The 23,303-nt window shown below is 30.7% G+C and carries 21 protein-coding genes; 14 read left to right on the top strand and 7 right to left on the bottom strand.

Going from position 1 to position 23,303, the window contains the following annotated elements; translation table 11 throughout:
• The first annotated feature begins 8 nt into the window (after window positions 1-8).
• From FHS04_RS01590 to FHS04_RS01615, 6 genes are all read left to right on the top strand, one after another.
• Window positions 9-185 carry a hypothetical protein gene (locus FHS04_RS01590; protein WP_155912552.1) on the top strand — a complete coding sequence of 59 codons (177 nt, stop codon included), beginning with the start codon at window positions 9-11 and terminating at the stop codon, window positions 183-185.
• Entirely contained in the window at window positions 186-365 is a 180-nt protein-coding gene (locus FHS04_RS01595) for a hypothetical protein (RefSeq protein WP_106677995.1), read from the top strand.
• A gap of 32 nt (window positions 366-397) precedes the next feature.
• Window positions 398-1,459, top strand: a complete 1,062-nt coding sequence (locus FHS04_RS01600) for a hypothetical protein (protein ID WP_106677993.1) — start codon at window positions 398-400, stop codon at window positions 1,457-1,459.
• Between the two features lie 201 nt (window positions 1,460-1,660).
• Window positions 1,661-3,619, top strand: coding sequence for an AAA family ATPase (locus tag FHS04_RS01605; protein ID WP_106677991.1), 1,959 nt, complete (start codon window positions 1,661-1,663; stop codon window positions 3,617-3,619).
• 6 nt (window positions 3,620-3,625) lie between these two features.
• Window positions 3,626-4,282 (top strand): hypothetical protein, encoded by a 657-nt coding sequence (locus FHS04_RS01610; RefSeq protein WP_106677989.1) that lies wholly within the window; start codon window positions 3,626-3,628, stop codon window positions 4,280-4,282.
• A 107-nt stretch (window positions 4,283-4,389) separates the two neighbouring features.
• Window positions 4,390-5,625, top strand: a complete 1,236-nt coding sequence (locus FHS04_RS01615; RefSeq protein ID WP_106677987.1) for a DUF6638 family protein — start codon at window positions 4,390-4,392, stop codon at window positions 5,623-5,625.
• Window positions 5,626-5,675: 50 nt separating this feature from the next.
• Here the strand turns inward: FHS04_RS01615 and FHS04_RS01620 are convergent, their stop codons facing one another.
• A complete protein-coding gene (locus tag FHS04_RS01620) occupies window positions 5,676-8,474 on the bottom strand; it encodes a trypsin-like peptidase domain-containing protein (protein ID WP_106677985.1) in 2,799 nt (932 codons plus the stop codon).
• 158 nt (window positions 8,475-8,632) lie between these two features.
• Here FHS04_RS01620 and FHS04_RS01625 point away from each other — a divergent pair, with 158 nt between their 5' ends.
• Window positions 8,633-9,157, top strand: a complete 525-nt coding sequence (locus FHS04_RS01625) for a hypothetical protein (RefSeq protein WP_106677983.1) — start codon at window positions 8,633-8,635, stop codon at window positions 9,155-9,157.
• A 37-nt stretch (window positions 9,158-9,194) separates the two neighbouring features.
• Window positions 9,195-10,955, top strand: coding sequence for a hypothetical protein (locus FHS04_RS01630; RefSeq protein WP_106677981.1), 1,761 nt, complete (start codon window positions 9,195-9,197; stop codon window positions 10,953-10,955).
• Here FHS04_RS01630 and FHS04_RS01635 read toward each other — a convergent pair.
• On the bottom strand, window positions 10,952-12,427 hold the full coding sequence (locus FHS04_RS01635) for a helix-turn-helix domain-containing protein (protein WP_106677979.1): 1,476 nt from the start codon (window positions 12,425-12,427) through the stop codon (window positions 10,952-10,954). The two genes, FHS04_RS01630 and FHS04_RS01635, sit on opposite strands and share 4 nt — an antisense overlap.
• A gap of 119 nt (window positions 12,428-12,546) precedes the next feature.
• Here FHS04_RS01635 and aceB point away from each other — a divergent pair, with 119 nt between their 5' ends.
• Window positions 12,547-14,145 (top strand): malate synthase A, encoded by a 1,599-nt coding sequence (gene aceB, locus FHS04_RS01640; RefSeq protein ID WP_106677977.1) that lies wholly within the window; start codon window positions 12,547-12,549, stop codon window positions 14,143-14,145.
• A gap of 72 nt (window positions 14,146-14,217) precedes the next feature.
• A complete protein-coding gene (locus FHS04_RS01645; protein ID WP_106677975.1) occupies window positions 14,218-15,849 on the top strand; it encodes an isocitrate lyase in 1,632 nt (543 codons plus the stop codon).
• Between the two features lie 55 nt (window positions 15,850-15,904).
• Here FHS04_RS01645 and FHS04_RS01650 read toward each other — a convergent pair whose 3' ends face one another.
• The 3 genes from FHS04_RS01650 to FHS04_RS01660 are packed head-to-tail and all read right to left on the bottom strand — an operon-like array spanning window position 15,905 to window position 17,689.
• On the bottom strand, window positions 15,905-16,378 hold the full coding sequence (locus FHS04_RS01650; protein WP_106677973.1) for a GNAT family N-acetyltransferase: 474 nt from the start codon (window positions 16,376-16,378) through the stop codon (window positions 15,905-15,907).
• Complete coding sequence (locus FHS04_RS01655) at window positions 16,378-16,668, bottom strand: hypothetical protein (RefSeq protein ID WP_106677971.1); 291 nt, start codon at window positions 16,666-16,668, stop codon at window positions 16,378-16,380. Before FHS04_RS01655 ends, FHS04_RS01650 begins: the two co-directional genes overlap by 1 nt.
• Window positions 16,661-17,689, bottom strand: coding sequence for a formimidoylglutamase (locus FHS04_RS01660; protein WP_106677969.1), 1,029 nt, complete (start codon window positions 17,687-17,689; stop codon window positions 16,661-16,663). Before FHS04_RS01660 ends, FHS04_RS01655 begins: the two co-directional genes overlap by 8 nt.
• Before the next feature lie 100 nt (window positions 17,690-17,789).
• Between FHS04_RS01660 and FHS04_RS01665 the strand changes: the two genes are divergently transcribed.
• Complete coding sequence (locus FHS04_RS01665; RefSeq protein WP_106677966.1) at window positions 17,790-18,674, top strand: chromosome partitioning protein ParA; 885 nt, start codon at window positions 17,790-17,792, stop codon at window positions 18,672-18,674.
• 67 nt (window positions 18,675-18,741) lie between these two features.
• Here the strand turns inward: FHS04_RS01665 and hutI are convergent, their stop codons facing one another.
• Window positions 18,742-19,980, bottom strand: coding sequence for an imidazolonepropionase (gene hutI / locus FHS04_RS01670; protein WP_106677963.1), 1,239 nt, complete (start codon window positions 19,978-19,980; stop codon window positions 18,742-18,744).
• Between the two features lie 183 nt (window positions 19,981-20,163).
• On the opposite strand from hutI, the gene FHS04_RS01675 reads away from it, so the two are divergent.
• Entirely contained in the window at window positions 20,164-20,754 is a 591-nt protein-coding gene (locus FHS04_RS01675; protein ID WP_027878896.1) for a Crp/Fnr family transcriptional regulator, read from the top strand.
• Between the two features lie 144 nt (window positions 20,755-20,898).
• Here the strand turns inward: FHS04_RS01675 and fumC are convergent, their stop codons facing one another.
• Window positions 20,899-22,296, bottom strand: coding sequence for a class II fumarate hydratase (gene fumC, locus FHS04_RS01680; RefSeq protein WP_106677959.1), 1,398 nt, complete (start codon window positions 22,294-22,296; stop codon window positions 20,899-20,901).
• 157 nt (window positions 22,297-22,453) lie between these two features.
• Between fumC and FHS04_RS01685 the strand changes: the two genes are divergently transcribed.
• Both FHS04_RS01685 and FHS04_RS01690 read left to right on the top strand, forming a co-directional pair.
• Window positions 22,454-22,879, top strand: a complete 426-nt coding sequence (locus FHS04_RS01685) for a hypothetical protein (protein ID WP_146131295.1) — start codon at window positions 22,454-22,456, stop codon at window positions 22,877-22,879.
• A gap of 105 nt (window positions 22,880-22,984) precedes the next feature.
• Complete coding sequence (locus FHS04_RS01690; RefSeq protein WP_027878899.1) at window positions 22,985-23,161, top strand: hypothetical protein; 177 nt, start codon at window positions 22,985-22,987, stop codon at window positions 23,159-23,161.
• Window positions 23,162-23,303 lie beyond the last annotated feature (142 nt).

The raw sequence follows: 23,303 nt of genomic DNA on the forward strand, positions 1-23,303 counted from the left end.
AGTGTAAAATGGATAACTTCATTCAATTTATTAAAGACAACGGATTATCAATAATCATAGTCATTGTTGGTATTTTCATTATAAAAACAACAAGTTCAGACATTGGATTAATCATTGGTAGTGTTAATGTATTAGTCTTTGGCGGATTAACATTAAAGGCATTGATTCAATATTTAAAAAAATAAATGAAAAAACAGATTTATATTTTTTTAGGCATTTTAAGCTTAGCTTTTATTTCAATTGTATGTATTCATTTTAATAATGATCATAAAGAATGTTTTGATTTAAAAGAACAAAAGGTTTTACAAGATGGAACAGTAGTTAAAATTGAAAAACATATTTATAACGAAAAGTATAACTTCTAAGATTTGCTTTTAAAAAAGTTAACAGCGAAAACATGTCAATACATCATATTACAACACCATTAGATTCGGCTATTTTAGATAGTAAAGCGCAATATGTGTTTTATCATAAAAAAGTAGATTTTGCTCTTAAAGAATTGATTGTTGCAGTACAGCAAAACAACTTGTGTACACAGCAAGAAATTGTGTTTTTTAAGCAATATGCAGATTTGTTGTTGTATTCTATCGAGGCTATGCGTATTAAATACATGTACGACGAGGAAGATAACATGAAAGTTGATGTAACGGATTCTGGGTTTCCTAATTATTTAGAGTTTAGATACCTTTATAATGATTTGTCATTACGTCATAATTACATTAATAAATTAAAAGATGTATCACAATTACAGGAAGAGTTTTTAGACCAATTATTAAGGGTAAAAGAACCAGTCAGACGTGATAAATTATTTCAAGCAGCGTCAATAGTTTATTATACCTCTGTAGAACAAAAATATATTTTCAACCGTTTTGTACAAGGTAAAATCATAAAAGCACCAGAAGGTAGTCAAGCAGAATATATGACCAGTTGGAGCTTTTATGACGTGTCCTTAAACAGACCATTTATTTGTTACATGTATTTTGATTACGATGGTAAAGATCCTTTAAAAGACAAAGAAGATATCTACGAGGTTTTAAACAAAGTAGCAGATCGCCAAATGGATTTAGATACTATGGCTTATGGTATAGATAGACGTTTAAAACGTGTATTGCCAAAACATATTAAGCGGTTAGATGTTGGTGCATTTCATAATGTATTTGCAAAAGACGAAAACGAATTAACACATACCATTTTAGAAGCAATAGCAAAAAAAGAAGTGCCTTTAGAAGCTTACGCATTGTCTTTTAAAGTACATGAGGTTATGTCTGGAAGCACATTTCAAGAAGGCGGATTTTTTAATAAGCAAGTGTTACAAAATTGGAGTCCAGTTATCAAACAAAAATACGTCTTTGCGCCTCATAGAATCATACAGCTATTATACAACAAAAACCCTGAAATAATGAATAAACTGGCTAAACCGCCATTTCAAATTTCAGATTTAAAAATTGATAAGGTGTAGTTTGTAGAAGGGAAAAGGCATAAGGCTGAAAAAGAAAAAACAGAATTACAATTAAAAAGTGAAGAAATAGGAAAATTGATTAATTATATGATTAATAATCCTAATAAATTTAGATAAAAAAATAAACTCATGTAGTTTAATAAAGTAGTGGCGCAAGACTGCAAACTGCTTACTGTAAACTGCATACTTAAATAAAAGATAATGGAACACAATTCCACATTTCCTATAAAAAAATCAGAACTAGATGTCTTACGTGATGAAGCTTCATCTTACTTAAAAAGTGTAAGTTGGGAGCAAGGCGCGCGTGCAAAAAATAGAGATAAAGATGCTAAAGACGAGTCTATTTTATTGTATCTGTCTCGTGCAAATAATGGTTCTTCAGTTTCTGTAACATCAGTTTCAAAAACCATTTTAGCGCTAAAAAAGCGTTTGTTGCCAGATAGTATTGCAATTCCAATTCATCTAAACCAGACGTTATATGCCGTTCAAGAAGGTATTACTTTAGGGACGTGGATAAAAGACAGCTATTACGATGCATCTGGTTTATCGAGTTTAAACGAGCGTAAATCGGCATTAGATAGTAGCGGAAAACGCGAATACGAAAGCAAAATGCAAACCGCAACAGCGTTTATGTTATTTGCAACATCATATTATATTCTGCATCAAATAAAACCTTATACGTCAGACGACTTAAGTGTGATGAAACAGAAGTTTGCAGGTATTCCGGAAGTGTCTTTACTGTCACCATTAAAAGGAATTTCGTGTACATTATTTTACTATGATAAATATTTAGCGCATCCTGATATAATCAAATCTGATAAGGATGTAGCCGATTTTACAGCGGTTTTTTTTGAAGCTGTAATTGACGAAATTAATTTAAGACGAAGCAGTTTAGAATACACCGAAACGATTGTAGATAGAACATACAAGTTAGAAAACAGTGATTTTGCTATTTCTGGTTGGGAAAACACGTTTCAAGGTACTGCAAAAAGTGTCGAGTTTAATAAAATTAAATTCGAGCAAATTGTAGGTAACAGAGATGCCAAACATTTTGCACGTCGTTTAACGGAAAGAATGTTAAGTTACGATTTTCAAGCGCAGAAAAATCCGTTTCAAGAATTAGGTGGATTTATGCCTGTGTTTATGGGTTACGGTATTCCTGGTACGGGAAAAAGTATGCTTATTGCCGCAATAGCAACACGTTTAAAAGAACATTGTGATAATTTAGATATTCCGTTTTTATTTCATCCAATGCCAGATACTTTAATTAGTACGTTTCAAGGTGGATCTGCCGAAAAAATGGTAGATTGGATGAAGCCTTTACAAGATCCAACAAAATTAATTTTTGCACCAATTGATGATGCCGAAAATAACTTGCAAGAGCGTACAGCACAAGGTGTTTCGGCTGGTGTAAAAGAAGTTATTGGTGTCTTTTTACGTTACACAGAAGGTGCTTATGCAGTTAATTATGGGAATAGTTCTATAGGTTTGTTTACTAACTTACCAGAAATGTTGGATAAAGCCGTAATCTCTCGTGTACAAGGACGTTTTAAAATTGATGGAGCACGTACAGAACACGACTTTTTAGATCAAGATCATTTATGGTGGCGTAAGTTTGAAAAGACAATGCCAGACTTTGTAAACATGCAAAATCCTGTAAATTATAACTATTTACAAGATCAAGGTTTGGCAAAAAATATGGGTGAAATTTTAAACGTGTCTAACAAACCAACAGAACAACGTGTTTTAGAAGCTTACGATATTGCCGAAAAGCAACACAAAACAACAGATCATTTATTTTATGCAACGTTGTATAAAGAGATACAAAAGATATTTCCGTTTTTCTCTTCTAGAGATGTTAGGAATATACAAAGCGCAATTTCGTTACGTTTAACCGATTTTGATTTAGAAGAAAGCTGGTTTGAAAATCCAGAGATTTATTTCAAAAAAGATTACGATACCAAGTTTGCGATGCTTCAAGAATTGATGAAAGCTAATATGAAAGGTTTAGATTTTTCTGAAATTAGACGACAAGAAGTAGTACGTTATTTAGATAACGTGGCAACCATTGCAGATACCGATTTTAAGCGTCAAGTAGAAGGTAGAGTTAATCAATTAAATATTGAAATGGAAGCTAGAAAGCAGTTTGATAAATCGTAATTAATCATGGAAACAACTAAGATTGAAACAACAAAGCAAAGTGTAACTAAATATAGTATTCAAGACTATATGTCTATTGGCTATTTGTTTTTATTAGTTTTAGGTGTTGCTAACCAAGCCATATTCTATGGGTTGTTAGGTGTAAATATTTTTGAATATACATCGGTTTTAGATGTGTTATTAAGTCCGTTGGCTGTGATAAGTTCGCATTGGCTAATGCCTGTTATTTTAGCAGTATTAATACCATTAATGATTGGATATTTTAAACTTTTACAATGGTATTATGTAAAACTTTCAAGAAAAGAAAAGTACCAATCTGGAAAAAAGAAAGAAAAATTAGATAAGGTGCTTAAAAGCTTAAATAAAAAGTATGCAGTAATTCCTTTTATATTAATGATGCTAATTTGTATGTTTTTAGGATTTGGATTAGGTGGCGGATATAAAAGTAAAGAAAAGTTAGAAACACAAAAATACAATTACACACATCAAATTGTTTATGAAGATGGAGAAGCTAAAGACGTAAAAATCTTAGGAAAAAACAGCTTATATGTTTTTTATGCTACGCAAGACAATAAAGATGTTCAAATTTCTCCTATTGAAGGCAATATTAAAGTAATAAAGAAATTGCCTTCTAAAGACAAAAAAGAATTAATTGAAAACTAGCAAATAGTATATAAAGTAAAAGAGTTTTAAAGTAAAAATTATTATGGATTTATAAAGGCTATTCAACCTTATAACTTTACAACTTTAAACTTTCAACTAATAATGAAATGCAAAAACTAAAACAAGCCAATTTATATAGAAGTGAATTAATTCCCGTTAGCGGAAAGTTAGTAGAGCGTTATAATAAATGCTTAATTAAGCTTGGTTTTTCGCCAACTAAACTAACTAAATTCTCTATTGATGGCGTTGGTTATAGTCCGGAAATAGCTGAAGAAAAAGGCTCGACTATGTATTTAAATAATGGTGAAGCAAATCCGCATGCTATAATCATTTCACCTTTACAAAAGGGTAAACCAGTGTATTCTCCATTTCATAGTTTTGATAAAGAAATGATGCAGCAAGTCTTTAGAATTCACGGTGATAAAATAAATGATATTACACGCGATAGTGCCATTTGCTTAGACTTTGATCAAAATATAGATGCGTTTTATGAGCCATTAGATGTTTTAAAATATGATAAAGTAAGTATCAACTTTCATCTAATAGATAATTTAAATAAAGCTCAAAAAGAACAAGAGCAACTTATTGAAAATTTTAAAAAAGGCAATAATTTTATAGATGAAAGTATTCATGAGCAATTATTAGAATCGGCTAAAACATATGGAGACTTGCGTCATAGAGATTTAAGTTTACACAGTCTTCAGCATCAGTCAGAATCTTTTTACACCAAAGCTTTTGGTGGTGTTTATGTACTAAGAGATTTTATATCTCCAATCGTGGTTTTTGAAGATTTAAAATGGTATAAAGAAGCTATAAAAGATACGATACACGATGTGTTGATTTATCATATTAATCAACCAGAATTAATGGAGAAACTTCGTGATCATATTATTGTGGAATATGATTTAGAAGCTGCTTTAAACACAGATCGATACCAACGTATTAAAAAAATGGAATTTGCAATGTCTTTAAAAGAAACACAACATCCAATACAGCAAATACTTAATGATAATGTACTTTTTAAAAGTTATTTAAATAAGTTAGATATTGATACAAGAAAAAAGATTATGGGTGTAGAATTGTATCTTGAAAAGCTTGAAGTAAGTAATCAATACAAAATACACGATTTAGTAGATATAGGAATTTTTAATGCATTACATACACCACACTCTTCATTACATGTTTCTCAACAAGATTTAATATGGAAGTTGTTAATCAATATTTCACCAAGAGATATTTTATTCTTGTTTTGGTATGATAAAGACGAATTTTACAAACAATACGCTACTTGGGATGAATCTTTTCAAGATTGGGTTGTAGAAACTATATTAAAAAATATATAAAAAAAACAGGTCTAAACGACCTGTTTTTTTGTTTCATTAAGATTATTAATCTATTTTTTTATAAACTTTTCTAAAGATTTTAAACCGTTAGAGTTAATCTCTAAAAAGTACATTCCTTGTGATAAATTTGTAATATTTATTTGATAATTAAGCGTATTATTTTCAAGAGATATTGTACTTATTAATCTTCCATTTATATCGTAAATGGTTAATTTTTCAATATTTGTGTTAGACGAAATATTTAAAATGTTTAACGCAGGATTTGGATAAACTTTATAGTTTTTAATCTCAAACTCTTCATTAGATAATGCTGTAGCAGGAGCAAAGCTATAAATACCATCAATACCTGTAAAGTCTGCGGTTAAGGTTACTCCGCCATTATAACTACCAATAGTAGCCATAACGTTTTCAACAGTGCCAGAAGTACTTTCTCTATTAATAACTAAGTCGTTTCTTGTATATGTGCCAGCAACAGCAGTTTCCCAACCAGCAACTTCAGCTTCGGTAAAATAAAAGGTCATAGTATTATTTCCAGATTGAGTAGCTTGAGTAGCAGTAACTTCAAACTGCTTATCCATAGCTAGTAAAGGAGCTACACTACCATTAATTGGTTGTCCAGCAGTTCCATCTCTATAAACACTTACATTTACACAGTCGTAATTAAAATTATCATTGTTTTCTAAACTAGCAATAATGTTACCATTACTAGAGTCGTAAGCATAAACTAATCCAGAACTAGCTAAAGGTACAATTGCATTTGTTGTTCCGTTATTAACACTAGTTTGTATGTTTGCATTACCTTGACTAGTTACAATAAAATTATCAATAGCTAAACCATAAGCCCAATTTCCTAAATCATTATATAAGAAAGAAATTAATACGTTAGATTGTCCAGCATAAGCAGAAAGGTCTACATCTACATTGGTCCATTCTGAATACGAAATAAGTTCTGGTCCTACATTTTGCCAAGTTAAACCATTATCTGTAGATGCTTGTATAAAACTATCTGAAGCATATTGATCATTACTATCTGTATAAATAATATCAAAATTTAAATTAGCTGTACTGTAAGCAGAAAAATCAAATGGAGTAGTGTACATTAAGCGTTCTTGATTCATGTTACAATTACAAGCATCATCATTAACATAAGCAAAGTTAGTTGAGTTACCAACTGTACTCCAAGAGCTAGATGAAGATGATGCAGCATCACCTATTGAGAAAGTAGGAAAACCATTTCCTGTAACAGTCCAATTAGTTAATCCAGATTCAAAATCATCCGAAGCTAAAGTTACATTACTACCTATTGAAGGAGCATAATCATCGTCAATTATAGTAAAAGTTTTTGTATCTATAGTACCTAATTGAGCGTCACCACCATTTGCATTTAAAGATAGGTTTAAAGAAAAGGTTTCATCTCCTTCAATAAAAGCATCATTATATACTCTAACAGTAAAAGTTTGGTCAGTATCATCTCCTGCTAAAAATGTTATAGGATTAGGTGTTATAACTTCAAAATCTTCAAGGTTTGTAGCCGTTTCATTAATGATATTAACCGTAACATCTGCATTGTTAGATGCAGGCATAGCAATTCTTAAATTAAAATCTATATCTTGATAATCGCAACCAGTAGCTTCATTTACAGTAGAAGTAGCACTAGAAAAAGTTACGTAAGGTGCTTCAGGGTTAGGGTCATCAACTCCACAGTTAGGCATATTAGCACCTATTGCAGCAATTAAATTATCACTTCTTCCGTAAGAACCATTTGGGCAACCGCCAGTATTATGGATTGCAACCACTAAATGATCAGAATAGCGTATTACTGGAGACCCAGAACTACCACCTTCTGTATCACATTGATATTCTACACGATTAGGAAAATCTCCTTGGTTTGTAATCATAGCAAATCCGTTTGCATCGCCACCAACATCTGTATTTACAGCAATTTCTTTTCTTCTTCCTGCTGGATGTTGAGGTATATAAATTCTTTCTCCTACAGGTGCTATTGTAGATGATAAACTTAAGTATCCATAAGTAGAAGTTGGGTTAACAGGTAGCATAACAAGCGTAAAGTCTAAATTTGCATCTGTTTGGATAAAAGTAGAAGATGTAGCTACTAGGTCTTGTAAAGCAAAAGTTGTTTCGGCACAATCAGCATATTTATAATTAAATAAAAATTCTGTATTTAATGCGTCAGTTGAGTTTTCGATACAATGGTTATTGGTCATTAAGTTTCCGTCACAACCTAATAACCAACCTGTACATAATCCACTACCACCAATAAGTAATCTACACACAGCTTCAGATTTTCTACCCATTTCTGTACCATCGTAGCAAACAATAGCTTCTTTATCATCAAAATTACATACAGTTTCTGTGTCTTGAGGTGTCAAAATTTCAAAAGCACTACTTATTTTATCAACACTATACCCATAGGCTACAGTATCAATATCAAATCCGTAATGGTTATTATTTCCGTTTTGACTGTATAATTCAACAATTATATGATCGCTCCATATAGTTGTAGACCAAAAAGTATCAATCATTTGGTCTTCATTACCAATTAATTTACCTTGGTTATAATAGAAAAACTCTTCAGAAGTTTTTGGGCTATATACCTTTACATAATCTCCAGAGTTTAAATCAAAATTCTTAAAATGTACTTTTACATAGCCAGAACCAGTAGATCTAAATTCTTTCTGAAAAACTATACCTGTTTGATTATTAGAGTAATATGGGTTTGAGGATATGTCTACACTATATTCATCCCCAATTTTTAAACGACCACTATTGTCTTGAGCTATTATTATATTAAAACAAAAAAGAAATAAAAAGAGAAGTTTTAGTTTCATTAGTTAATTAGTTAAGGGTTACAAAGTTGTAAATATATACGAAAAAAATTAATTATGGTTTTTATAATTAATTAACTAATTAAAAGAATATATCTCAAAAAAAATACTTGTTTACCTGTAACTATTGCTATAAATTTACTACAAATAAATAAAAAGGAATGACACTAGAACTTATCATATTTGTAGCCTCAATTTTATTCGGAATTTTATTGTATTGGAGAGAATCCAAAAGCAATAAAGTCTATCGTTTTTTTAATAAACTAATGTATTCTAAAGAGTTACAAATGAAATCTGATAGTAAAAAAGGATTCATTTTTCAACAAAATTTTCTGCTTAGGTTAGTTTATATAACCGTTTTGTTTTTAGTAGCAATAGTAGTTGTTCAATTTATTTTACCAATTTCAGCTTCATTAGTACAATGGTTTGTGTCTGCAATTGTAGGTACATTAATTGGTACATATCTAGCTAATTTTATACTTAAATCTAGCGATGTTATTGGTGAAAAGAGTGAATCTTTTGAAGACGTTTTAAACGAAAGTATAAACAAAGGAAAAGAGTTTATAGACGACTTAAAAACCAAAGACACTAAAGTTGTAGAAGAAGCTAAAAAAGAAATAAAAGAAGAACCTAAAAAAGAAGAAAAAAGTGCACGCCAACGTCTTAAAGACAAAGGATTAATGTAATTGCTTTAAGCTTTTTTTAAATTAGAATACAATATTTATGATAAAAAATTACTGGAATAAAGGAAGAAAACAAAAAACAATAGTCATAACAATAAGCTTGGTAGTAGTAGGACTTTTATTCTTTTTAAGAGACGATTATCAACCTGCATTATTGTTTTTTAGAAAATACATCTTCATAATAATATTAAGTGCAATTGTTTTATTTTTTGGGTTAAAAAAATTCCGAAACTCACCATCAACAGGAACACGTTTGGCTATTCTAGGTATTTTGGTAGCTTTTTTTGGATTGCTTTACGTGTTAGGTTGGCACTTAAAACTTTATGATTATATGAAAACGTATAACGTATTCAATAATTTAAATAGAGTTGAAATTAATGAGTTGCCTCTTACACAAAACGAACGTATACAACCATTACGTAACATTTTTTCTATGGCTAATGAAAGTGTTGGCGAAACCAAAGATGTATCCTTACCGCATTTAGTTAGAGTAGATGGCGAAAATAAATGGACTATGGCAATTCAGCCAACCGAAAAGTATGTTTGGCAAGGCATAAGTGATAATACAGAAGAAGTGTTTGCAGTACCAAGCACGACACCATTTCCTCGTTTTTCTAATGAAAACCGAATTCCAGTAACATTCTCAATAGGAGAATCTTTAAAATTTAGTCGCAACACATACAACGCAGTGGTACAACGTTTTAATCCTTGGATGTTATTTAATTACGAACCAAGTGATACGTTTTACATGAAAGATGATAGTGGTCATTGGGTTGAAGTTGTTAGTTTAATTAAATGGAAAGGATTTTTCTTCCCGTATCCAACCTTTGGTGGCGTTATGATTATTGAAAACGGAGAACATGATTTTAACGATTATTTAGAGCGTGTATTTATAGGAAAAGGAACATTTGTAGCTCCTGATCAAATGAAAAACTATCCATTTTTAACACGTCAAAATACCTTGGCAGAAAAAGTATCACGTCTTCAAGCAGAATCTTTGAAGTTTCTAGGCGGATTTAGTGATCCTTTACCATGGAATATGGAAACAGCTGTAAAAATTCCTGTTTTACCAGATGATCAAAACCAGCAACCATTTGTTACCGATTTTGATTTTTCTGAAAGTAATAAAGATGCGTATAGTGGATTATATCATTGGTTTGGTTTAGAGCCAGTAGGCGATGAGCGTACCAGTTTAACTTACAGTGTTTTTGTGCCTGCAGATGGCACAGAAAAGCTATTTTACTACGATCATGCTAGTAAAAAACAAGGTTATGCAGGTGTTTCTGCTATGCCTTTAAAAGTGATAGAATCTAGAAAAGAATACGATTGGTCTGTTAATAAACCAGTAGAGTTTAGACCATATATAAAAGAAATAGCTGGTAAAAAACGTATGTTTTTTCTAGGTACTATTTCTTCAATTAAAAAGGATAATGCGCAGTTTGATGGTTCTGCAACACCAGATTTAGCATTAATTGATAGCGAATATCGTGATGTAGTTTGGATTGATGCAAAACATCCTAGTCAATGGAATAAAATAGTTTATGATCAGTTAAATGAAGCTTGGCGTGCTAGTGAAGGTATTGGTAACTTTTTTCAAGAAGATAATACTATGTTAGATGCTATAAGTGGAATGGAAGACAAAGTAATTGAAATAGATTCCACATTAACTAATTCTACAAACAAAGATTTAACTGTTGAAGAATTAAAAGCACAAATTGATTCAATTAAAAATGCCAGAAAACAAAGTGAAGTAGAACGTTTACAACGCGAACTAGACTCATTAAAAGCTTTAGAAAATTAACTAAATTGTTTAAAAATATCGTTTACAACGGTTTCAATTTTTAGGTTTTTTTGTTCTTTTTCTAAGATTTTAGCTGGTACCATTCGCTCTTTACAATCTTTGATCGCACAACGCTCGCAAGTAACACCAACATTAAAGGTTTCAATTTTTTTGTCCTCTAAAAAGTTAAGCTTTCTTTTTAATTGTTGGTTAATTAATAATCCTATACTAACGCTTCTATATTGGTCGGTTTTAAACGGATCTTTTGTTGCAGAAGACAATACTAAATACGATTGGTTACTATCTGGATAATTAGAGATTTGCAAATTAAACACATGTTTGTCGTTTGTATTTACAATATCTTTTAAGACTTTTAAAGACATCCAACGTCTGCAATAATGCTCGTTTGTTTCGTTAGCATGAGGCGAATGTTGATGTGATAAATGGAGCTCTTTGGTTAAATAAAAGTTTGGACTATTTTTTTTATGTATAAATCGTAAGAAAAATAAATTCTGAATATTAAAATCTTTAGGTAATATATTGGTTAAACGCTGATAAAAAGATTCTGGAGAAGCGTTAAACGATTGTGCAATTTGCACAAATTGCTTATCGTCAAAGGTTTTTTTCTTAAATAGTTTTTCGACTTGATTAGTAAGTAATTCCTGCGGTAAAATTAACGAACCAGCAAAATAAGACGCGTAAAAATTATTTAATACTTGATCAAAATTTTCGAATTTAATCCAGGAAAATGTATATAATCGTTCTTTATAATTCAAATAATTATACGCAATTTCTTTAGCATAAATAAACGTACGTTGGGCTTCATCTATATGATTAGCCACTAACAACGTTTTTGTTTTAGGTATAAAAATAGATCTTAAATTATCTAATTCTTTATAATTTTCTAATTCTTTATTATTAATAGTGTAGCCATATTCTTCAACTAAAATTTCTTCTAATTCTAAAGACGAAATATTAGCTTTTAAATCTAATTGATAAGCTTCTGCAAACTTAATTACGCTTTGCTCTAAAGCTTCAAAATAGTTATTATTTGCTTCTTGAAAAGATCTTACAGACGCCAAATAAAAACTTTCTTTACTAAAGCTGTAATGCTGTGCTATTTCTATAATAGTACTAATAAATGCATTGACTTTATCTGGTGCATTTGCAACAATATCTATCAAGTCGCTTTCTTTTATACCAAATAATTCTAACGGAATTTCCTTTAAAATCTTCGACTTTAAGATATCACCAATTGGCGCTAAATTTTTATCCAATTTTAAGGAAACAAATTGATCGTAAGGCACATCTAATTTTTCAGATAATATTGCAATTTTATCAGGTTTAGGATATTTTTTTCCTTTTTCAATTTCGTTTAAATACGATTTTGATAACCCAGATAATTTAGATAATCCAAATAAGGATAAATTCCTGTCAGTTCTTATCTGCTTTAGCTTTAAGCCAAAAATTAACTTAATATAATCTTCTTCCATAATAACAAATATAATCAATTTTGCGAATATTATTTTTTAGCGAAAAAATAAAAACAGCGAACGTTCGCTTGTTTTTTTCAAAAGTTTGTTTTAATATTGCTTTATAAATACAAAACGTCATGGAATACAGCACATTAAAATTACCAACAGTACAATTTTCTAAAGCGGTAAAACAGTATTACCCAGAAATTTTAACCGATGAAGCTTTAGAGTTTCTTTCTGCTTTACACGAAAAGTTTAATTCTAATAGATTACAATTATTGTCCAGACGTGTAGAACAACAAAAGGTGTTTGATCAAGGTAAATTTCCAGAATTTCCTAGAGAAACTAAAGCCATAAGAGAAGGTGATTGGACAGCAAATGCAATTCCGGAAGATTTACAAGACAGACGCGTAGAAATTACTGGTCCAGTAGATAGAAAGATGATTATTAATGCATTAAACTCTGGTGCAAAAACTTTTATGGCAGATTTAGAAGATAGTAATGCACCAAGTTGGAAAAATTCAATCGAAGGTCAGCAAAGTTTATTAGATGCTAATAATAAGACAATTATTTTACACGATAGCAAACGCGATAAAACCTATAAATTAAACGATAAAACAGCAGTATTATTAGTGCGTCCAAGAGGATTGCATTTAAACGAAAGACATTTATTATTCAATACAGAAGAAGCGTCTGGAAGTTTAGTAGATTTTGGGTTGTATGTGTTTCATAACACCAAAACTATGCTAGAACATGGTACTGCGCCTTATTTTTATCTACCAAAATTAGAACATTATTTAGAAGCACGTTGGTGGAATGAGGTTTTTACCTTTGCAGAAAACTATTTAAATGTTCCTGTTGGCACATTTAAAGCAACGGTTTTAATCGAAACTATTACGGCTAGTTTTCAGTTAGATGAAATTATTTACGAGTTAAAAGACCATATTGTCGGACTTAATTGCGGACGTTGGGATTACATTTTTTCTTACATCAAAAAGTTTAGAAATCACCCAAATTTTGTTGTTCCAAATCGTGATCAAGTAACAATGACGTCGCCATTTATGGATGCCTATTCAAAATTAGTAATACAAAGATGTCATAAAAGAGGCATTTTAGCAATCGGCGGAATGGCGGCACAAATTCCTATAAAAAATAACGAAACAGCTAATAAAGCTGCGTTAGAAAAAGTAAGAAAAGACAAAGAACGCGAAGTAAAAAATGGTCACGATGGGACTTGGGTAGCACATCCAGCATTGGTAGAAGTAGCAATGAATGAATTTGATAAGTACATGAAAACGCCTAATCAACTCCACGTAACAAGAGATGATATTACTATAACAGAAGAAGATTTAGTAGAAATCCCAAAAGGAACTGTTACCGAAGCAGGAATAAGAAAAAACATAAACGTCGGTATTCTTTATATCGAAGCCTGGCTACGTGGTTTTGGCGCAGTTGCGCTGTATAATTTAATGGAAGATGCAGCTACAGCAGAAATCTCGAGAACTCAAGTTTGGCAATGGTTAAAAAATGAAGTAACTCTTGAAGATGGACGCGTGTTTAACAACCAATTATTTACTGATATTTTTGATGATGAAGTTGAAAAATTGATCACAGAAATAGGAGACGATGCTATTAAAAACACAAAATTTGAATTAGCGATATCGTTATTTAAATCTTTGGTAACTGCTACCGAATTTGAAGAGTTTTTAACATTACCAGCTTATAAATACTTATAAAAAAATGATCCTGCGATTGCGGCAACAATCAACAGGATCCAATTATTAATAATAAATAACTATTACAAAATTATGAAAAATTTATTTGATACTAATTACAATTCTGCTTTACAAACAATACAAGATTTAAAAGAAAAATTTGGTTCGACTTGGGAAGCAATTTCGGCACAAAATGGCGCAAGAATGAGGTTTCAAAACCAGTTTAAAACAGGTTTAGACATTGCAAAATACACTGCAGCTATTATGCGAAAAGATATGGCAGAATATGATGCAGATGCTTCAAATTATACACAGTCTTTAGGTTGTTGGCATGGTTTTGTGGCACAACAAAAAATGATTGCTGTAAAAAAACACCACAATACAACAAATAAAAGATACTTATACTTATCGGGTTGGATGGTAGCTGCATTACGTTCAGAATTTGGACCATTACCAGATCAATCTATGCACGAAAAAACAGCAGTTCCTGCTTTAATTGCAGAGATTTATGATTTTTTACGTCAAGCAGATGCAATAGAATTAAACGATTTATTTAGACGTTTAGAATTAGGCGAAGATGTACAAGATCAAATAGATAATTTTCAAACGCATATTGTTCCAATTATAGCAGATATAGATGCAGGTTTTGGTAATGAAGAAGCGACGTATTTATTAGCTAAAAAAATGATTCAAGCTGGTGCATGTGCGATACAGATTGAAAACCAAGTGTCTGATGCCAAACAATGCGGTCATCAAGATGGTAAAGTAACTGTGCCACATGAAGACTTCATAGCAAAATTAAATGCGGTTAGATATGCATTTTTAGAGCTTGGAGTTGATGATGGGATTATTGTGGCAAGAACAGATTCTGAAGGTGCAGGATTAACACAAAAGCTTCCGGTAAGTAAAACTAAAGGCGATTTGGCATCTAAATATTTAGAGTTTGTAGATGCAAATCCAGTTAATATTGAAGACGTAACCGAAAATGAAGTGTTGCTAAAACGAAACGGACAATTGGTAAAACCTGTACGATTAGCCAACGGATTGTATAAATTTAAAGAAGGTTCTAATATAGATAGAGTAGTGCTAGATTGTATTACTAGCTTACAAAATGGTGCAGATCTTTTATGGATAGAAACGCCAACACCAAACGTAAAGCAAATAGCACATATGGTAAATCGTGTAAAAGATGTTGTGCCTAATGCTAAATTAGTTTACAATAATTCACCATCGTTTAATTGGACTTTAAACTTTAGAAATCAAGTGTATGAAGAAATGTTAGCTGAAGGTGAAAACATGACTGCTTACGACCGTAATAATTTGATGGATGCAGAATATGATAATACCGAATTATCGTTTAGAGCAGATCAAAAAATTAAAACATTTCAGATGGATGCAGCTCGAGAAGCAGGAGTTTTTCATCACCTAATAACATTACCAACATATCACACTACAGCGTTACACATGAATGATTTAACCAAAGGGTATTTTGGTAAAGATGGTATGTTAGCTTATGTAAAAGACGTGCAAAGACAAGAAATACGCAAAGGTGTAGCTTGTGTAAAACACCAACGTATGGCTGGATCTGATTTAGGAGACGACCATAAAACATTTTTTGCTGGCGATAATGCTTTAAAGGCTGGTGGCGCAAAAAATACTTCAAATCAATTTGAAACTAAAAAACAGGTTAAAAAAGAGGAAAATACTATAAGCGTTGTTGCTTAATTAATTTGTTAGTTTTAATTGAAAAAGCACTCTAAAAGTAGAGTGCTTTTTTTATTTAATTCATATTAAATTCCATTTTAATATCTGCTCTTTTGTAAGGTGTATTTGGTTCTAGATTTACCTCTTTAAATCCAATTTTTTTATACAAATAAATGGCGTTTTCTAAAGATCTGTTAGAATAAAGTAATAAGTTTTTAAACTTATTTTCTTTAGCAAAATTTATAGCATGGTTTAATAGTTTTTGTCCAATTTTTTGACCTCGCATTTCAGGTAAAACAGCCATTTTTGTAAGCTCAAAACCTTCTTTATCTTTTAATGGCATAAATGCATAGGTACCAACTATAGTATCGTTTAATTTTGCAAAAAAGATATAACCACCTTTGTTAATAATATACTTTTCAGGTTGACTTAAAACGTCTTCATCTAAAGGTTCTACGTAAAAATAGGTTTCTAACCATTCTTTATTAAGTTTATAAAAATCTTTACTGTAAAGTTTATTAAATGGTATAATATGAATTGTTCCAGTCATTAATTTAAATATATAAATGCAAATCCAAAAAGTAGTAAACTTATAAACGAAATGAAAAAGGTTAAATTAAGAATTGATCTATCTACAATATTTTTTTTTACCAAATCAATAATCATCCAAATAGGTATTGCGATTATTAAAACTAAACTAGGTATAGTAAATAATTCTGCTAACGCTTTAAACCATTGTGAATCAATACGATTTATGTATAAAAATAAATGAGTTACTATATAAACAAAAACTAAAAAAGCTAAAGCTAATCTTATATATTCAATTTTTAGTTTATTCATTTTTGGTGTTTTTAGCTTTAATAAAATCGGTTATTAAGTAAGTAATTAATTTTCCTACTTGATTAGCTGTCTTTTTTGTTGGTGCAGCTTCGCAAATATGCAAATATTTTACATGTTTTCGTTTTGCAAAATAATGTAAAAATTGCCTTGTTTTTTCTACGCTAAATCCGCTAGGTGTTTTTGCACTACTAGGTATATTAATGATAGCATCACAATCTATTTCGATACCAAATTCATTTTTACAAATATGATCCTTACCTCGTTTTAAAGCGTTTTTAAATGATGTTTTTTGTCTTACTTCTATGTCTTCATAGGTTATGTAGTCTAGCTTTTTATCAGTGTCTAAATTCTCGAAAATTGGAGTAGAGGTATAGTTTTCGTGCAAGCCAAAAATAAAATACTTTTTTAAAAAACCTTCGTTGTATGCGTAGCTAAAACCATTTCCGCTATGTCTTCCTTCTAAGTTTCTAAAATCGGTGTGCGCATCAAAATTAATTGCATTAATTGGCTTTTTTAATCCTAAAGATGTGCCTTTAATCATTCCGTAAGCATTATTGTGTCCGCCACCAATAGCAATAGGTGTTTTACCAGCGCTAATAATTGTACAAACTAAGTCTGTAACGTGTTTATCAATTTCGGTAACTAATTTTCTTGCACTTTGTATATGTTTTTTGTCGTTTTGCTTAAGTTTTGATAGTTGTTCTAACTCTTCAGTAAAATCTAAATGTCCTAATATCAAAACTCTATTAGCTGCTGTATAAGGGTTACTTTGTATATTTAACAAAACTTTAATTGTGGCATTCCAAGCGTTGTAAGTGCCAGTATTTCCTAGGTTTGCGAATACACCAACATCTTCTGGTAAACCAAAAATAACGTAGTCAACGTCTAAAGATTTAATTGCGTCGTATATATTAGAAACGTTGGATAATAACTTGATTTGTTCACCAAATTTTGTTTCTCCATCACGAGTATTAAGTAAATTGTTTACTTCTAATTTTTCTAATAAAATTAGTTTTTCCATTTGCTTTTTATAAGTTTTGTAGAATAAAATTAAGGTTTTTAAATCAAAGTTTATCCAAAATAAAGAATTAACGTTTCACCCTTAAAAAAAATTAAATATTATGGCAAACAACACTGCAAGCACAGGATTAAAAGTAGCATTAGGTATAGCTTTAGTGTTATTTATTGGTACAGCTGTTTATACTGGATCTTTATATAGCGAAAAACAAGAAACAGAGCAGCAATTAAAAACAGAAAAAAATGATGTATTAGCTAACTTAAATGCAATGAAGTCTAAGTACGACTTAGCATTAAGCGAAAACGAAGTGACTAATCAAAATTTAGTAGATGCAAGAGAAAGAATACAAGGTCTTATAGATTCTTTACAAACAGCAGAAACTAACGTAAAAAGTTTATGGAGGTACAAACAAAAGTATCTTGCATTACAAGAAGAAATGGATGTTTTATTAACAGAAAATGACCGTTTAAAAGTAGAGAATATGCAGCTTGCAACGACTTTAGATAGTACAAAAGTGCAACTTGAAGAAAGAGCAATGTTTAATGACTCTTTAATGATACAAAATACAGCATTAGCTGAAGTTATGGAAAATGCAGCTGTTTTAAATACAGTAAACCTTAAAGGATATGGTGTTTTAGTGCGTAACAATGGTAAATTAGTACCTATGGAAAGAGCTAGACGTGTAGACAAAATTAGAGTATGCTATACTGTTGCTAAAAACAAGTTGGTACAATCTGGAGATAAGGAGTTATACGTGCAAGTTATTGATCCAAAAAACAATATTTTAGGAGCAAATCAACAAGTAACTTTTGGAGAGCAAACTTTAAATTATAGTGTTATTAGTAAGTTTAATTACGAAAATGGAAACTTAGATATATGTGAGTTTGTAAGTAATAATACAGACGACGATTTTGAAGAAGGTCGCTATCAAGTTAACGTATTTAACGGAAACGAATTGGTATCTAGCTCTGAATTTACACTTAAATAATATTCAGTAACAATGTAGATATTGTTAATTATTCCACTAAAAAGCCCATATTAATTTTGGGCTTTTTTTATGCAATAATTTGACCGTTAATAATTACAGTTTCTATATTATTTTCTCCAAAAGAATACGGTAAATAATAGTAGCTAGGTATTTGTTTAGTGATTATTACATTTGCTTTTTTACCTCTGGTGATACTTCCGTATTGTTTGTCTATACCCATAGCATAAGCACCATTAATGGTTGCTGCATTAATAGCTTCTTCAGGTGTCATTTTCATTTTTATGCAAGCTGTACTTACGACAAAATTCATATTACCACTTGGTGTAGATCCTGGATTATAATCTGTAGCTAAAGCTAAAGGTAAACCTGCATCAATCATTTTTCTTGCAGGAGTATACGGAATACTTAAAAAGTAGGAGCAAGACGGTAACGCAACTGGCATGGTATTACTACCTTTTAAAACTTCAATGTCTTCATCATTCATTTCTTCTAAATGATCTACGCTTAAAGCATTGTTTTCTACAGCTAACGCTACGCCTCCAAAAGCATTAAATTGATTTACGTGTATTTTTGAAGCCATATGATGTTTTTTACCAGCTTCTATGATTTGTTTAGTATCATCTAAATCAAAATATCCTTTTTCGCAAAAAATATCAATGTAGTCTGCTAATTGCTCTTTTTCAATTAGTGGTAGCATTACATTTATAATTTCATCTAAATAACCTTGTTTGTTGTTTTTATAATGTTGTGGTAGTGCATGTGCACCTAAAAACGTGGCTCTTACTTTTACAGGAAATTCTTTTTTTATGCGTTTAATTACACGAAGCATTTTAAGTTCTGCTTCTGGAGTTAGTCCGTAACCAGATTTAATTTCTAATGCGCCTGTACCTAACTTCATAACGGTTTTAACGCGTGCAATAGATTGATTGTAAAGTTCTTCTTCAGAAGTGTTTTGAAGTGTTTTAGCACTGTTTAATATTCCACCACCACGATTAGCAATTTCTTCGTAAGTCAACCCATTAATACGGTCTACAAACTCTAATTCACGATTACCAGCGTAAACAATGTGCGTATGAGAATCGCACCAAGTAGGTAATACAAATTTACCAGTTGCATCAATAGTGGTTTCTGCTTCTATGGAAGATGCATCTTCCATTGGTCCATAATTTACTATTGTATCATTTTCTATTAAGAGATATGCGTTTTCTATTGTAGGTAGCGTTTTCATGTCATTACCTGAAATAAACGATGGACAATTTTCTCTAACTTGAAGTAATGATTTTATGTTGGTAATTAATATGGACATATGGTTATTTTTAGATGAAATTCAAAGATAGATATTTTAATAAAAATTTATAATTGAAATATTCGTTCTTTTCAATAATAATGCAGTTTGTCGAATATTTAAATCTAAGTCAAATTTTTCAAAAACTTTTTTGTACTATGTCAAGATTAACTAATTTTAATCAAACATCCCTTAAAATATCAAATGATAACACCTGACTTAATACAAGCATTTAAAGATAATGTAAGTGAGTTTTATGATATTTCTTATGAGTCTTTGCACCTTTTAAAAGAAATAACAGAAGTTAGAGAGCTTAAAGCTGGAACAATTTTAGAAAATGTTGGAGATATACCTAACAGCGTTTATGTTATTATTGATGGGTATTGTAGATCTTATTTTGTAAATGAAAAAGGTAAAGAATTTACAAAAGCAATTTATAAACCTTTAGATATTTTCACTTCTTTTAATGCTATAATCAAACAAATACCGGCAGATTGTTATTATGCAACTTTAACAAAATGTACTGTAATAGTTACAAATTATAACGAATACATTAATTTAAGAGAACAACATCCTGATATATTAAAGTTTCATTTTAGTTATTTAGAAAATTTAATATGTCAAAACGATGTAAGACATAAAGAGCTTTTAAGTATGAATGCTACAGAGCGATATTTGAGTTTAAGAAAACAAATACCAAATATTGATAATTTAATACCTCAATATCAAATAGCAACTTATTTAAGTATTACACCTGTGCAATTAAGCAGAATAAGAAATAATTTAAACCATTAACATATGTTAATGCATAAACTTGATGTTTTAAGTATAATTGTATTGTTATAATACTACACACATATTAATAACTAACTTACACACAAAAAAACCGTTAAAAAGTTAATTTTTAACGGTTTTCCTTTTTTAAAGTATATAAAGTTATTATTTAAGACTTCCAACCATGTCTTCTGGTTTTACCCATTCGTCATAATCTTCTGCGCTTACATAACCTAAATTAATTGCTTCTTCTTTTAAAGTAGTACCGTTTTTGTGTGCTGTGTTAGCAATTTCGGCAGCTTTATAATAACCAATTTTTGTGTTTAAAGCAGTCACTAACATTAAAGAATTGTTTAATAATTCTTTAATCACTGCGTGGTTTGGCTCTATACCAGATGCACAATTTACATCAAAACTTACACAAGCATCTCCAATTAATTGTGCAGACTCTAAAATATTAGCCGCCATAACTGGTTTAAACACGTTAAGCTCGTAATGTCCTTGTGTACCACCAACAGTTATCGCCACATCATTACCCATAACTTGCGCACAAACCATGGTTAAAGCTTCGCATTGTGTTGGGTTTACTTTTCCTGGCATGATAGAACTTCCAGGCTCGTTAGCAGGAATAATAATCTCTCCAATTCCAGATCTTGGTCCAGACGCCATCATACGTATATCGTTAGCAATTTTATTTAAAGACACAGCAATTTGTTTTAAAGCGCCATGACTTTCTACAATTGCATCGTGTGCAGCTAACGCTTCAAACTTATTTGGTGCTGTGATAAATGGTAAACCTGTAAATTCAGCAATATATTCTGCTACACGTTTATCGTAACCTTTTGGTGTGTTTAGACCTGTACCAACAGCTGTACCACCTAACGCTAATTCTTTTAAGTGGTCTAACGTGTTTTCTAACGCTTTTAAACCGTGATCTAACTGAGATACGTAACCAGAAAACTCTTGTCCTAATGTTAATGGAGTTGCATCCATTAAGTGTGTACGACCAATTTTTACAACGTTTTTAAATTCTTCAGATTTCTTTTTTAAAGTATTGCGTAATTGTTTAACACCAGGTATGGTTGTTTTTACAATTTTTGTGTACGCTGCAATGTGCATTCCTGTAGGGAATGTATCGTTAGACGACTGCGATTTGTTAACATCATCATTTGGTTGAATAGTTTTATCGCCATCACCAATAGTTTTACCAGCTAATTGATGCGCACGGTTAGCGATAACCTCGTTAACATTCATGTTAGATTGCGTACCAGAACCAGTTTGCCAAATCACTAACGGAAACTGATCATCATGTTTACCTACTAAAATCTCGTCACAAACCTTAGCAATAAGGTCGCGTTTTTCTACCGGTAACACGCCAAGCTCGCAGTTAGTGTAAGCAGCAGCTTTTTTAAGGTAAGCAAAACCGTAAACAATTTCTAAAGGCATAGATGCAGGCGCACCAATTTTAAAATTGTTACGAGAGCGTTCTGTTTGTGCGCCCCAAAGTTTGTCTGCAGGCACTTTAACCTCGCCCATTGTATCTTTTTCTATTCTGTATTCCATGGTATAGTTGATTATAAAAATAAGACTACAAATTTATAAAAAATTGAGGTCTTAATTAAGTGAATGTTAATAAGAAATAAATACTTTTTAGGGTTTGTATTTGAGATGTTGAATAATTTGTCGAAATTGTGGTTTAATAATAATTTATTTTAATATCATGAATTTAAATAGGTCAATCTTCTTTATCTTTTTGTTTTGCTCCACCATTAGTTTTGCTCAAAAAAAAGACAATACTAACATAAGTATTTTATTAAAACAATGGGAATTAGTAGATTTTGAAACTGTTGATAGTTCTTCAGATAAAATGATAGTAACTTTAACAAAGTATGCAGATAAGGTTAGATTTAATTTTAGTGAAGATTATTATTTACAGGTTGTTTATTCTGAAACTAAAAAAGAAATTTATAAATGGAAGTTTAAACGAAAATTTACAATTGAAATTACACCATTAGATATTAATAGTTTTAATAAAGATATTGTGGGAGAATTCGTAATAAGAGACTTAAGTAATATTTCGTCTATATTTTTAGAGCATAAGGGACAACCTCATAATGGTATTATGCTCAAACTTTCTGAGAATTAATCAAATTTCTTAACAACTCTGTTAATAATTTTTAGGATAGTGTTGTTTAAAAAAAAGGTAATAAGTATCTTTGCGGTAACAATAAACAAGTAATTAGACGTAATCATGTTCGAATTTGACCAATATTTAGGCTTTTTAGCATTTTTAACTATCTTAACCATAGGCTTTTGGTTAATGATTTTTTTAATCACATTTGTAGTTCCTTATTGGATTGGAGGAAGCTTAATAGAGCGTTTAAAAGAAATTAAAGAAGAGAAAAAAGCAAAAAGACAACAGGCTTAAGTTTTTTATTAATCATATTTAAAAAGGGAAATTCTAAAATAGTTTTAGAATTTCCCTTTTTTTTATGTGTTATATTAAGTGGTTTTGTCATTTAGAGTTGTCACATTGAGCGCAGTCGAAATGAAAGCGAAGAATCTATTTA

The sequence above is a fragment of the Mesoflavibacter zeaxanthinifaciens subsp. sabulilitoris genome, assembly GCF_014191595.1.
Classification (GTDB): domain Bacteria; phylum Bacteroidota; class Bacteroidia; order Flavobacteriales; family Flavobacteriaceae; genus Mesoflavibacter; species Mesoflavibacter zeaxanthinifaciens.